The 12,624-nt window shown below is 71.2% G+C and carries 11 protein-coding genes and 2 tRNA genes; 10 read left to right on the top strand and 3 right to left on the bottom strand.

All coding sequences use genetic code 11. The features are described from left to right. Positions 1-13: 13 nt before the first annotated feature. The 9 genes from ACZ4VW_RS11520 (at position 14) to ACZ4VW_RS11480 (ending at position 8,064) form a co-directional block, all read left to right on the top strand. Positions 14-104: transfer RNA gene (locus tag ACZ4VW_RS11520), tRNA-Ser, on the top strand. Between the two features lie 263 nt (positions 105-367). Then, positions 368-440 (top strand) — tRNA-Arg (locus ACZ4VW_RS11515). Positions 441-1,024: 584 nt separating this feature from the next. Continuing rightward, positions 1,025-1,390 (top strand): PH domain-containing protein, encoded by a 366-nt coding sequence (locus tag ACZ4VW_RS11510; RefSeq protein WP_467960998.1) that lies wholly within the window; start codon positions 1,025-1,027, stop codon positions 1,388-1,390. Positions 1,391-1,527: 137 nt separating this feature from the next. Further along, positions 1,528-2,418 carry a BRO-N domain-containing protein gene (locus tag ACZ4VW_RS11505; RefSeq protein WP_467960996.1) on the top strand — a complete coding sequence of 297 codons (891 nt, stop codon included), beginning with the start codon at positions 1,528-1,530 and terminating at the stop codon, positions 2,416-2,418. Between the two features lie 214 nt (positions 2,419-2,632). After that, positions 2,633-3,478 (top strand): DUF2797 domain-containing protein, encoded by an 846-nt coding sequence (locus tag ACZ4VW_RS11500; protein WP_467960994.1) that lies wholly within the window; start codon positions 2,633-2,635, stop codon positions 3,476-3,478. A gap of 184 nt (positions 3,479-3,662) precedes the next feature. Next, positions 3,663-4,553 carry an amidohydrolase family protein gene (locus ACZ4VW_RS11495; RefSeq protein WP_467960992.1) on the top strand — a complete coding sequence of 297 codons (891 nt, stop codon included), beginning with the start codon at positions 3,663-3,665 and terminating at the stop codon, positions 4,551-4,553. A gap of 193 nt (positions 4,554-4,746) precedes the next feature. Next, complete coding sequence (locus ACZ4VW_RS11490; RefSeq protein WP_467961848.1) at positions 4,747-5,451, top strand: response regulator transcription factor; 705 nt, start codon at positions 4,747-4,749, stop codon at positions 5,449-5,451. Positions 5,452-5,641: 190 nt separating this feature from the next. Further along, positions 5,642-7,264, top strand: a complete 1,623-nt coding sequence (locus ACZ4VW_RS11485; protein ID WP_467960990.1) for an MFS transporter — start codon at positions 5,642-5,644, stop codon at positions 7,262-7,264. 35 nt (positions 7,265-7,299) lie between these two features. Further along, positions 7,300-8,064 carry a TetR/AcrR family transcriptional regulator gene (locus tag ACZ4VW_RS11480; RefSeq protein WP_467960988.1) on the top strand — a complete coding sequence of 255 codons (765 nt, stop codon included), beginning with the start codon at positions 7,300-7,302 and terminating at the stop codon, positions 8,062-8,064. A 199-nt stretch (positions 8,065-8,263) separates the two neighbouring features. Here the strand turns inward: ACZ4VW_RS11480 and ACZ4VW_RS11475 are convergent, their stop codons facing one another. The 3 genes from ACZ4VW_RS11475 to ACZ4VW_RS11465 form a co-directional block, all read right to left on the bottom strand. Continuing rightward, a complete protein-coding gene (locus ACZ4VW_RS11475; protein WP_467960986.1) occupies positions 8,264-9,076 on the bottom strand; it encodes a YceI family protein in 813 nt (270 codons plus the stop codon). 130 nt (positions 9,077-9,206) lie between these two features. Continuing rightward, on the bottom strand, positions 9,207-11,561 hold the full coding sequence (locus ACZ4VW_RS11470) for an MFS transporter (protein ID WP_467961846.1): 2,355 nt from the start codon (positions 11,559-11,561) through the stop codon (positions 9,207-9,209). 78 nt (positions 11,562-11,639) lie between these two features. Then, positions 11,640-12,077 (bottom strand): MarR family winged helix-turn-helix transcriptional regulator, encoded by a 438-nt coding sequence (locus ACZ4VW_RS11465; RefSeq protein WP_467960984.1) that lies wholly within the window; start codon positions 12,075-12,077, stop codon positions 11,640-11,642. Between the two features lie 265 nt (positions 12,078-12,342). Between ACZ4VW_RS11465 and ACZ4VW_RS11460 the strand changes: the two genes are divergently transcribed. Beyond that, a complete protein-coding gene (locus tag ACZ4VW_RS11460; RefSeq protein ID WP_467960982.1) occupies positions 12,343-12,573 on the top strand; it encodes a hypothetical protein in 231 nt (76 codons plus the stop codon). The last annotated feature ends 51 nt before the right edge of the window (positions 12,574-12,624 follow it).

Here is a 12,624-nt window from a genome sequence, read left to right as displayed (position 1 = left end):
GCGAGAGATGCGGGGAGGCGTCGCCTAGTCCGGTCTATGGCGCCGCACTGCTAATGCGGTTTGGGTCTTAAAGCCCATCGAGGGTTCAAATCCCTCCGCCTCCGCCCCACCCGAAGCCCCGGCCCACACGGCCGGGGCTTCGGCCGTTTCCACCCCTGGTTTCTCCCCCGCCCCCACCTGGCCTCACCGGCTGCCGACTCGCCGGGGACCACCCGTACGGCGGACGCGACGGACCTGCCCGAGGAGCGCCCGAATGGCGTTTCCGCAGGTCAGAGGGGGTGTGGCTAATGGATTTCGCACTACGGCGCAGGTCATGTAATGTTGTCCACGCAACGCCGACCGGCAAGAAAAAAGCCGGGAAGCACAAGCACTCGTAGCTTAACGGATAGAGCATCTGACTACGGATCAGAAGGTTGCAGGTTCGAATCCTGCCGAGTGCACAGCCTGAGAGGCCCCGGACGAGAGTCCGGGGCCTCTGGCGTTGGGGCCCTACAGCAGTGGAGTGCGGCAACCGGATGAGCCGGAGGGGCGGACGTGGCTGAGGGTGGAGGGTCGCGGTCCCCGCGACGCCTCGGTCAGAGCGTGGGGTGTATAGCCCGCCCAGGAGCTCCGGGGGCCCAGGGAACGGGCGGCCGGCCGAGGATCACCCACCGGGTGACGCGGGTTCTGGCGTCCTGTGGTCGCGGCGACTCGAGGAGGTCCTGGCGGTGTTCCGGGCCGGTGGGGCCGGGCGGAACGGGGCGACAGGGCACCGCGTCAGAGGTGGCCGCTACAGTCGCGGCCATGGGGGATCGGGTGCGCGTGAAGCAGTGCAAGTGGTGCCATCGGCCGCTGGACGAGCGGAGTCGATGGCGGAGGCCGAAGCGGTTCTGCAGCCGCCGGCATCGCGTGAAGTACTGGCTCGGGGAGATCGCGGACCTCCTGTGGGGCTAGCCCCCGCCCAGCCCGGGGATCGGGCCCGGGCCGGCCGGGGCGTGACCGTTAGTCTGAAGATCGTTCTCTTTTCTGATCGTGGGGGTTGGGCATGGCATTGTTCGGAAACGCACACAAGATAGATCCGGCGCAGGCGCAGCAGGACTACGCGCGGCTGCTCGGTCAGGGGGAGCAGATCCACGCCGCGTATCTGCTGATCCGCGACACCATCTTCTTCACGGACCGGCGGCTGGTCCTCGTCGACAAGCAGGGCCTCACCGGCAAGAAGGTCGAGTACCACTCGATCCCGTACCGGAGCATCACCCACTTCGCCGTGGAGACGGCCGGCACCTTCGACCTCGACGCCGAGCTGAAGATCTGGATCTCCGGCAACTCCGTCCCCGTCCAGAAGACCTTCACCAAGGGTGTCGACATCTACGAGGTGCAGGCGATCCTGACGCAGTTCGTCGCGCGCTAGTCCTGCTCGTCCCGCCGCGGCGGTGCGCGTGAGGCCCCCGGTTCCCCGGGGGCCTTCTTCTTTCGGGTGAACGTCCCTTGATTTCATGACAATTGAATATGCCGTCGGCCTACCTTCCCCGGTGGAGGTGAGGCTCGATGGACGAGCAGTACAGGCAGGACGAGCAGTACGGGCAGATGAAGGACGCGATCGACATCAACGACTTCGTGTACGCGGCGACGGGCGCGCGCATGCGGAGGCTGACGATGCCGGACGGGACGCACTGGTTCCCGGCGGTCGATGTGGCCGGGAGTCTCGGGTACGCCAACACGCGGGACGCCCTGAGGCACACCGTCTCGCCCCACCACGCAACATCCGTCGGAGATCTCGTACGAAGCGTCGGCCAGGGCGACGCTTCGCGCGACATCGCGGGTCACGGCTTCAAGAAGTCCCTGCGCATGGTGAATCTCCAAGGGCTCCTCCAACTCGTCAACGCCTGCACCAAGCCCGAGGCCGAGCCCTTCAGGGCCTGGGTCTCCGACGTCGTCGCCACCGTCCAGCGCGAGGGTTCCTACGCCCTCGAAGCGTCTCCCGTGCACTCCGGGTACGCCATGCCCCAGGCCGTCGCCGACATCATCGTGCGGCTCGAGGAGTGGAACCTGCGGCGCGACGAGGAGTTCGCCGCTCGCGAATCGGAGCGCATCGCGGTCATGCGGGAGCAGAACCGGAGCCTCTCGCGCATCGCCGACTCCCTCGAGCGGCTCGCCGTCCCCGCCCAGCGCGACCGGCCCCCCATGACCCCCCAGGAACTCCTCGCGTCCTGGCACGCCGACCATCTCGCCGTCACCGGCGACGTGCACGCCGTCGCCGCCTATCTCGCGCCCGCGCTCGTGCGCGGTGGGGCGCGGTACCGGCTGGAGGAGATCGCACAACGGACCGGGCTCGCGGTCGAGCGTGTGCGGGACTGCGTCGGGCTGCTCGTCGAGCGCGGGTGCATGCGGCAGACCGGGTCCGCCGGCGGCGGGGCGCGGATCTACGTGCTGCCGTAGCGGAGGCCGTAGCGCTAGCCCCGGCGGAGGCCGTGGTGGAAGCCCCGGCGGAGGCGGTCGCGGAGGCCGTAACGGAAGCCCCCGCGGAGGCCGTAACGGAGGCCCCGTGCTGCGGAGACCGCGCCGGAGAGCGCACCGCCCGGTCGCCCGGCTGCGAGACTGGGCAACGACGACCGACGGGTGGAGCGAGCGCGTGGTGTGGCGGTGTGCCGGGATGACGTGGGCCGGGGGTGTGCCCGGGCTCCGTTGGGAGGGCGGGCGCGTGTCCCTGCTCGCGTACGGGCAGGAGATCTCCTTCCGGGCCGTCGGCCGGCGGCTCTGCCCGGGCGCTCGCGGCAACCCCTGCCCGCTGGAAGCGTCCGTTCCCGCGCGGGCCACCGGCGCCCAGTGCCCCGAGTGCGCGCGGCTCGACCGAGCCCACTCGGTCGCCGCCGACACGATCGCCGACGATCCGCGGACGTACCGCGTGTACCTCGCCTGGTTCGGACCCGGGATGACCAAGGTCGGGATCACCGCCGAGCAGCGGGGTGACGCCCGGCTCCTGGAGCAGGGGGCCGTCGCCTTCGGCTGGCTCGGGCGAGGGCCGCTCATGGCCGCGCGGCGGACCGAGGAGCTGCTGCGGCACGCCCTCAAGGTGCCCGACCGGATCCCGTACGCGCAGAAGCGCGCCGTCCGGCACGAGCTGCCGGCTCCCGATGCCCGCCGCCGCGAGATCGAGGAGCTGTACGGGCGGGCCACCACTCTCGCCGGGTGGACCGAGACTCTGGAGCGGCTGGAGTTCCAGGCGTACGACCACGGTGAGGCGTTCGGCCTCGCGGGGCTGCCCCCGCTCTCCGGGACCGTCACCGAGCTCCGCGACGACGGGCTCGTCGCCGGACGTCTCCTCGCCGCCGCCGGTCCCGACCTGCATCTGCTCGACTCCGAGGGGCACTGCCTCGCCCTCGACACCCGTCTGATGCGCGGCTGGGGCCTCGTCGCGGCGGAGGCCGGCACGCCGTCCGTCACCGTGCCCGTCAGGAGGGCGAACACCGACGTCCAGGACGGGCTCTTCCCCACCTGACGGGCTGATCCCCCTGTGAGGACAGGGCCGTCCCTCCCGTAAAGACTTGGATGCCTTCCGGCCGTCGGTATGGACACCCCCGGTCCGCCCGACGGAGGCTGATCCACATGACCCCACGCCTGGTGGCGGCCCTCGAACCGCCGTACCGCACCGCCGTCCTCGCCGCCCGAGCGGAGCCACGGCGTTGACCGGGGAAGAGCCGACGGAGATCGTCGCGCGGCTCGGGATCCCCGGGCTCGTCGACGTCCACACCCACTTCATGCCCCAGAACGTCCTCGACAAGGTCTGGGCGTACTTCGACTCCGTCGGCCCCCTGACCGGCATGGAGTGGCCCATCACCTACCGCGAGGAGGAGGACCGGCGGGTCGCCCTCCTCCGGGAGTTCGGGGTCCTCGCCTTCACCTCGATGCTCTACCCGCACAAGGCCGGTATGGCGCGGTGGCTGAACGGCTGGGCCGCCGACTTCGCCGCCCGGACGCCCGGCTGTCTGCACACCGCCACCCTCTTCCCCGAGCTGGACGCGACGGCATACGTACGCCGGGCCATCGACGGCGGAGCCCGCGTCTTCAAGGTGCACCTCCAGGTCGGGGCGTTCGATCCCAACGACCCTCTGCTGAGCGGTACATGGGGTCTGATCGAGGACGCGGGCGTGCCCGTCGTCATCCACTGCGGTTCCGGGCCCGCCCCCGGAAAGTTCACCGGCCCCGGGCCTGTCGGACAGCTGCTCGCCCGCCACCCCCGGCTGCGGTTGATCGTCGCGCACATGGGGATGCCGGAGTACACCGACTTCCTCGACCTCGCCGAGCGGTACGAAGGCGTCCACCTCGACACCACCATGGCCTTCACCGACTTCAGCGAGCGCCTCGCGCCCTTCCCCGCCGCCGAGCTGCCCCGCCTGCGGGAGCTGGGGGACCGGATACTGCTCGGCTCCGACTTCCCGAACATCCCGTATCCGTACTCCCATCAGCTCCACGCCCTCGAACGGCTCGGGCTCGGGGACGACTGGATGCGGCGGGTGCTGTACGGCAACGGCGCGGCGCTCTTCCCCGAGGTTTCTCAGGGAATTCACAGGTAAGGGAAAGGGAGCTTTCAGTACCTCCGGTCAGCGTGGCCGTATGACTGCGACCAAGCCCCGGGGGCGTGCCGACCGGCGTACGGACCGCCCCACCGACCGGTCCACTGACCGGTCCACCGACCGGCCCGAAGACCGGCGTGCCGACCGGTCCACCGACCGGCCCGAAGACCGGCGCACCGACCGGCGTACCGACATGCTGCGGCCCGACGGCTCCGCCGTCCGCGTCCTCGTCGTGGACGACGAGGCATCCCTCGCCGAGCTCCTCTCCATGGCCCTGCGCTACGAGGGCTGGCAGGTGCACAGCGCGGGCGACGGCGCGGGAGCCCTGCGCGCGGCGCGGGAGTTCCGGCCCGACGTCGTGATCCTCGACGTGATGCTGCCCGACATGGACGGCCTCTCCCTGCTCGGCAGGCTACGGCGCGAGCAGCCGGAGGTGCCGGTGCTGTTCCTGACCGCCAAGGACGCCGCCGAGGACCGGATCGCCGGCCTGACGGCGGGCGGCGACGACTACGCCACCAAGCCCTTCAGCCTGGAGGAGGTCGTGGCGCGGCTGCGCGGGCTGATCCGGCGCTCCGGCGCGGCGCAGGTGCGCGGCGGGTCGCTGCTCGTCGTCGGCGACCTGACCCTGGACGAGGACAGCCACGAGGTCACCCGGGGAGGCGAGTCGATCCACCTCACCGCCACCGAGTTCGAGCTGCTGCGCTACCTCATGCGCAATCCGCGCCGGGTGCTCAGCAAGGCGCAGATCCTCGACCGGGTGTGGTCGTACGACTTCGGCGGTCAGGCCAACATCGTCGAGCTGTACATCTCCTACCTGCGGCGGAAGATCGACGCCGGCCGGTCCCCCATGATCCACACCCGGCGCGGGGCGGGCTATCTGCTCAAGCCCGGCGAGTAGCCCGCCGATGCGCCGCCCCCGCTCAGGCGCGCTCCGTGCCCGCGGGTCACGGCCGTCTTCGAGCAGGTGACGGTCGACGGGGCCACCCTCTGCGACCTGCCCCGCGCCAGCTAATCGCTATACAGCGTACGAGAGTCCTTGTACGGTGTACGAGACCGAGTCCCGTACACCGTACAAGGAGTGCTGTCCCATGACGGCGACGACCGCCGCGAACGAACCCACCGCCGGGAAGGCCACCCCCGGCGGACACCCGCAGCGCTGGCTGATCCTCGGCGTCATCTGCCTCGCCCAGCTCACCGTGCTGCTCGACAACACCGTCCTCAGCGTCGCCATCCCCTCGCTGACCTCCGAGCTCCACGCCTCGACCAGCGACATCCAGTGGATGATCAACGCGTACTCGCTCGTCCAGTCGGGCCTGCTCCTCACCGCCGGCAACGCCGCCGACCGCTACGGCCGCAAGAAGCTCCTCGCCGCCGGTCTCGCGCTCTTCGGACTCGGCTCGCTGGCCGCCGGACTGGCCGACTCCACCGCCCAGCTGATCGCCGCCCGCGCGGGCATGGGCGTCGGCGGTGCGCTGCTCATGACCACCACGCTCGCCGTCGTCATGCAGATCTTCGAGGACTCCGAGCGGGTCAAGGCCATCGCGCTGTGGGCCACCGTCAGTTCGCTCGGCTTCGCCGCCGGACCCCTGATCGGCGGTGTCATCCTCAACCACTTCTGGTGGGGAATGATCTTCCTCATCAACATCCCGGTCGCGGTCGTCGGCCTGATCGCCGTCCTCAAGCTGGTCCCCGAGTCGAAGAACCCCCAGGGCGAGCGTCCCGACCTGCTCGGCGCGCTGCTCTCCACCGTCGGTATGACCGCCGCCGTGTACGCGATCATCACCGGCCCGGAGCACGGCTGGACCTCCGCCGAGGTGCTGGTCCCGGCCGCGATCGGCGTGGTCGTCCTCGGTGCCTTCGCCCTGTGGGAGCTGCGCGTTCCGTATCCGATGCTCGACATGCACTTCTTCCGCAACCAGAAGTTCGTGGGCGCGGTCGCCGGCGCGATCCTCGTCATGTTCGGCATGGGCGGCTCGCTCTTCCTGCTCACCCAGCACCTTCAGTTCGTCCTCGGGTACGAGCCGCTCGAAGCCGGTCTCCGGATGGCCCCGCTCGCGCTGACCGTCGTCGCTCTCAACCTCACCGGTGTCGGCCCGCGGATCGTCATGAAGCTCGGCACCCCGCCCACCGTGGCGGTCGGCATGACCCTGGTCGCGGGCGGTCTCGCCTCGATCGCCCTCATCGGCGGCGGCACCGACGGCAGTTACTGGGGCATGCTCCTCGGCCTGGTCCTCATGGGCGTCGGCCTCGCCGTCTCCAACCCCGCCATGGCGAACGCGATCATGAGCGCGATCCCGCCGGAGAAGGCGGGCGTCGGCGCCGGGGTCAACGGCACCCTCGCCGAGTTCGGCAACGGCCTGGGCGTCGCCGTCCTCGGCGCCGTGCTCAACGCGCGCTTCGCCGCGCTCGTCACCGTCACCGCGACCTCGCTGCCCGCGGCGCTCGCGGCGGCCGGGAGCGCCGCCGAACGGGCGGCGATCTCCGACGCCTTCGCCTCCGGGCTCCAGACCAGCCAGCTGGTCGGCGCGCTCGCGGTCTTCGCGGGCGGCCTGCTCGCGGCGGCGCTGCTCAGGCGTGCCGAGCGCGCGCAGGGTACGCCGGGCGGGGAGGGTGCGGAGCGTACGCAGGGTATGGAGCGCGCGGAGGGTACGGAGGGCGTGGAGGGCGCGAAGAGCATGGACGGCGCCGGGAAGCGGGAAACCGCTGCATAGCATGGGGACGGACCGCTGACAGACGGAGGAACGCGATGGTCAAGGCAGCCGACCGGGCCAGGAACCCGGCGCGTTCCAGCGTCTGGCTGGAGAAGCGGGCCGCCCGCGCGGGGGGCGGCCCGGCCGGGCTCGATCGCGATCGGATCGTGGCGACCTCGATCCGGCTCCTGGACGAGGAGGGCCTCGGCAAGCTGTCGATGCGCAAGCTCGCGGCCGAGCTGGGCGTCACGGCGATGTCGCTCTACTGGTACGTGGACACCAAGGACGACATCATCGAGTTCGCGCTCGACGCCGTCTACGGGGAGATCGACCTCGCCGCCGTCGACGCCGCCGAGGGCTGGCAGGGCCGGATCCGCGCGCTCGCCCTCGCCTACCGCCGGATGCTCGCGCGCCACGCGTGGGTCTCGCCGTGCGCCGGCTCGTTCCTCAACATCGGACCGAACGCGATCGCCGTCGGCACCAAGATCCAGGAGGCCGTGAGGGACACCGGCCTGCCGCTGCGCGGTCAGCCGGGCGCGATGTCGGCGGTGTTCCAGTTCGTGTACGGCTACGGGACGCTGGAGGCGCAGTTCGGGCGGCGGGCGGCGGAGGCCGGAATGTCGCAGGACGACTTCTACACGGAGTCGGTCTCGGCCTTCCGCGACGACCCGGAATTCGGGGTCCAGATCCAGGACATGAAGGAGATCCTGGACGAGCGCGCCACGCACGGCAGCGTCAGCGACATCTGGGAGCGGGACTTCGACTACGCCCTCGACATCCTCATCGCCGGCATCGAGGTCATGGCCGGCCGCCTTTCCTGACACCCGTCCTGCCCTGACACCCCGCCTTTCCTGACACCCGGCCTGTCCTGACACCGGCCTGTCCTGACACCGGCCTGCCCTGACACCCGTCCTGCCCTGACACCCGGCCTGTCCTGACACCCGGCCTGTCCTGACACCCGTCCTGCCCTGGGCGCCCGTCTCGCCATGACCGCCCGCCCGTGACGATTCGGTCGGGCGGTCAGGGCCCCGGGACTTCCCGTACCGCCTGGATGTCCAGCGTCACCCGCAGCGTGGCGCCGATCGCCGCGATGCCCGCCGACACCACCTGGTTGTACGTCATGGCGAAATCCTCACGCCGCAGTTCGGCCTCCGCGCGGAACGCCGCCCGCGACCCGCCCCACGGATCGGCGCCCGTACCGAGGTAGGTCAGGTCCAGCGGGACCTGCCGCGTCACGCCGCGCAGGGACAGCTCGCCGTCCACGGTCCACCGGTCCGGGCCCGCCGCCCGCAGGCCCGTGCTGCGGTACGTCATCTCGGGGAAGCGGTCCACGTCCAGGAAGTCCTCGGACCTCAGATGCTTGTCCCGCAGGCCGTTGCCCGTGTCGACGGACGCGGCGGCGATCACGGCCTCGACCCGTGACGCCAGGACGTCCGGCGCGATCTCGATCCGGCCGGTGAACTCGGTGAACCGGCCGTGCACGCTGGAGATCCCCAGGTGCTGCGCCACCGCGCCCACCGACGAGTGCGCCGCGTCCAGGATCCAGGCACCGGGCGGCGGCAGTTCCGTACCGCCCGCGCGGGCCAGCACGACCGTGCCCACCTCCGCCCGTCCGGCGCCGCCGACCAGGGCCGTCCGCGCGTCCGGCGCGTAGCCGAGGGCGGTCACGACCACGGTGTACGCACCGGGAGCCAGCGTGCCGTCCGTCCGTACGACTCCGTCCGCGTCCGCGGCCGCCCGCAGGACCTGCCCGCCCGACCCGTCCGTCACGGTCACCACCGCGTGCTGGACCGGCCACCCGTCGCGGGTCCGTACCTGTGCGTGCAGTCCCATCCGTACCCTCACTCTTCCCAAGAACAACGGGGCGGCAGGCAGGCGGTCCGGCCGTCCCCTGCCTTCTCGCCCGCCCGCCTGCCGCCCCGGACCCGGCCGCGCCTCCGCTCGACGCGCGGCCGGGGGTCGGTCACTCGCCCGGGTGGGCGAGTTCGATGTCGTGGCCGTCGACGCCCGTGCCGCTCACGGTCAGCCGTCCCGCCACGGGCGGGTAGCCGGTCGCGATGAGCGTGTACTCGCCGGTGTCCAGGTCCGCGAAGGCGTACGCGCCGTCCGCGTCCGTCGTCGCCGAGGCCGTCACGTTCCCGGCGGCGTCGACCAGCGTCACGCGGGCGTCCGCCAGCGGCCGGTGGTCGCGGCCCGCGCGGACCGTCCCGTGGACGACCGCCCCGGCCTCGAGGGCCACGTCGAGCCGGGTCACGCCCTGGCCGCCGATCTCGACCGGCAGCGCCTGCGGCCGGCGGCCGGTGGCGGTGACCGCGACCGTGACCGCGCCCGGCACCAGCTCGCCGAAGGCGAAGCCGCCGTCCGCGCCGGACTTCCCGGTGGCCAGCACCTCACCCCGTACGTCCGTGATCACGACCATCGCGCCCTCCACGGGCGCGCCGCCGTCCGCGGCGGTCACCGAGCCGGTGAGCCCGCTGGTGCCGGTCAGGAGCACGTCGTGGGTGAGCGGACCGTCGTTCACGACGACCGTGGAGGCCTGCGGCTGGAAGCCGTCGGCCGAGGCGATGAGGACGTACGAGCCGGCGCCCGGGGCGTCCACGGCGTACCGGCCCTCGTCGCCGACGGCCGAGCGGCCGAGCTGCTGCCCGCCGAGCGAGATCAGCGTGAGCGTCGCACCGGCGACGTCCGTGCCCTCGGCCGTACGGACCGTTCCGCCGATGGTCAGACCGGTGGAGAGGGCGACGGGCGTGTGCGGGGCAGGCGCTTCAGCCGCCGCGGGGGCGGTGGGGGGTGCGGGGGTTGCGGGGCCCGTACCGCTCTTCAGCGCGACCTCCTTGATGAACAGCGTCACCAGGAAGGCGAGCAGGGCGAACGGCGCCGAGTAGAGGAAGATGTCGGCCACACCGTGTCCGTACGCGTCCTCCATGACGGTACGGATCGGGGCCGGCAGCTTGTCCATGTCCGGGATGGAACCGCTCGTACCGCCACCGCCACCGCCGTTGCCCAGGCCCGCGGCCTTCGGGCCGAGGGCGGCCATGCCGTCCTGGACGTAGTGCGTGACCCGGTTGGCCATCACCGCGCCGAGCGCCGAGACGCCGATCGCGCCGCCCAGGGAGCGGAAGAAGGTGACGACGGAGGAGGCGGAGCCCAGGTCGGCCGGGGCCACCTGGTTCTGCGTGCACAGCACCAGGTTCTGCATCATCATGCCGAGGCCGAGACCCATCACGCCCATGAAGAGCGCGATGTGCCAGTACTCCGTGTCGTAACGGATCGTGCCGAGCAGACCGAGGCCGCCGGTCGTCAGGGCGCCGCCGCTGACCAGCCATGCCTTCCACTTGCCGGTCTTGGTGATGACCATGCCGGAGACGGTGGAGGAGACGAACAGGCCCGCGATCATCGGGATGGTGAGGACACCGGACATGGTCGGCGACTCATTGCGGGCCAGCTGGAAGTACTGGCTGAAGAAGACGGTGCCGGCGAACATCGCGACGCCCACGAAGAGCGAGGCGAGCGAGGCCAGGGTGATGGTGCGGTTACGGAAGAGGCGCAGCGGGATGATCGGCTCGTCGGCCCTCGACTCGACGAGCACGAAGAGCGCGCCGAGCACGATGGAGCCGCCGACCATGGCGGCCGTCTGCCAGGACATCCAGTCGTACTTGTCGCCCGCGAAGGTCACCCAGATCAGGAGGAGGGAGACCGCGGCGCTGATGACGAAGGCACCGGTCCAGTCGACCTTGACCTTGCGCTTCACCACCGGCAGCTTCAGGGTCTTCTGCAGCACCAGGAGCGCGATCAGCGCGAAGGGCACGCCGACGTAGAAGCACCAGCGCCAGCCGAGCCAGTCGGTGTCGGTGATGACACCGCCGAGCAGCGGGCCGCCGACCGTGGCGACGGCGAAGGTGGCGCCGAGGTAGCCGCTGTACCGGCCGCGCTCACGCGGGGCGATCATGGCGGCCAGGATGATCTGGGAGAGGGCGGTCAGACCGCCGACGCCGATGCCCTGGACGACGCGGCAGGCGATGAGCATGCCGGTGTTCTGGGAGAGCCCGGCGACGACCGAGCCGGCGACGTAGATCAGCAGGGCTATCTGGACGAGCAGCTTCTTGGAGAAGAGGTCCGCGAGCTTGCCCCACAGCGGGGTGGTCGCGGTCATCGAGAGGAGCGCGGCCGTGACGACCCAGGTGTAGGCGGACTGGCCGCCGCCGAGGTCGGTGATGATCTGAGGGAGGGCGTTGGAGACGATCGTCGAGGACAGGATGGCGACGAACATGCCGAGCAGCAGCCCGGAGAGCGCCTCCATGATCTGCCGGTGCGTCATGGGCGCCCCGCCGGAGGCGTGGCCGCCCGCCTCCTTCGACGGAGCAGGGGTTGTCGTGGCCATGAACTTCCTTTGCTTCTACGCGTGGTGGGCCCGGCAGTCCCCGAAGGAGTCGCGGAGGCGGGCGAGCAGGGTGGTGAGCAGTGCGACGTCTTCGTCGGACCAGTCCGCGAGGTTGTGCGTGAGCATGGCGGTCAGTCGGCGGTCGAGCTCGGTGAGCTTTTCCCTGCCCTCGGGGGTGAGGTGGAGGATGCGCGAGCGCCGGTCGGCCGGGTCGGGCAGCCGCTCGACCCAGCCGCGGTCGACGGCGTGGGAGACGTGCCGGCTGCTGACCGACATGTCGACGGCCATCCGCTCCGAGATCCGGCTCATCCGCATGTCCCCGTCGTGCTTGAGCAGGGCGAGGACGATGGCGGTCCCGCTGGGACAGTCGGCGGGCAGGGAGCGGGCCATGCCGCGCTTGACCGCGCCGATGGCGCTCACCTGTCGGGCGAGGTTCTCGTACCGGTTGTCCACTGTGACCTCATGACCCCATGCATCTTGTTGCTTAGGGCAACCATAGAGATGGATGGTTGCTCCAGGCAAATTAAATCGGTCAAACGGCGCTAAAGAATCGGCAAAGGGGAGCCGGTGGGGTGGCGCGGCGGTGCGTCGGGACCCGGCGGACCTGGGGGAATCGGTGCCTGAGCCGTGCCTGTGCCGTGCTGGAGCGGTGCCCGAGCGGTGCTGGAGGCTGTCGGGGCTTGGGCAGGGAAGCCGGGGTTCGCTAGGGTCCTGGCTCATGGCACACAACCCCCAAGCTCCGTACGGTCAGGGCCCCGGCCCCGAGGGCAACTACGACCCCGCCGGCAGCACCCAGATGTTCCGCGCCTTCGTCGACGAGGGCGCCCCGCAGGGGGGCGGCCGTCAGGCGGCGGCGCCCCCGTCCTCCGGCCCCCGGGTGGGCCTCATCGTCGGCGTGATCGCGGCGATCGTGGTCGTGGCGGCGGTGGCCTGGCTGGCGCTGGCCTGACGTCTGGGGTGGGTGTGTGGGCCGGCCCCGGGCGGCTCCGGGGTTCCGGGG

The organism is Streptomyces sp. NPDC029139, from assembly GCF_055564335.1.
This window is presented reverse-complemented; position numbering and strand designations above follow the sequence as displayed.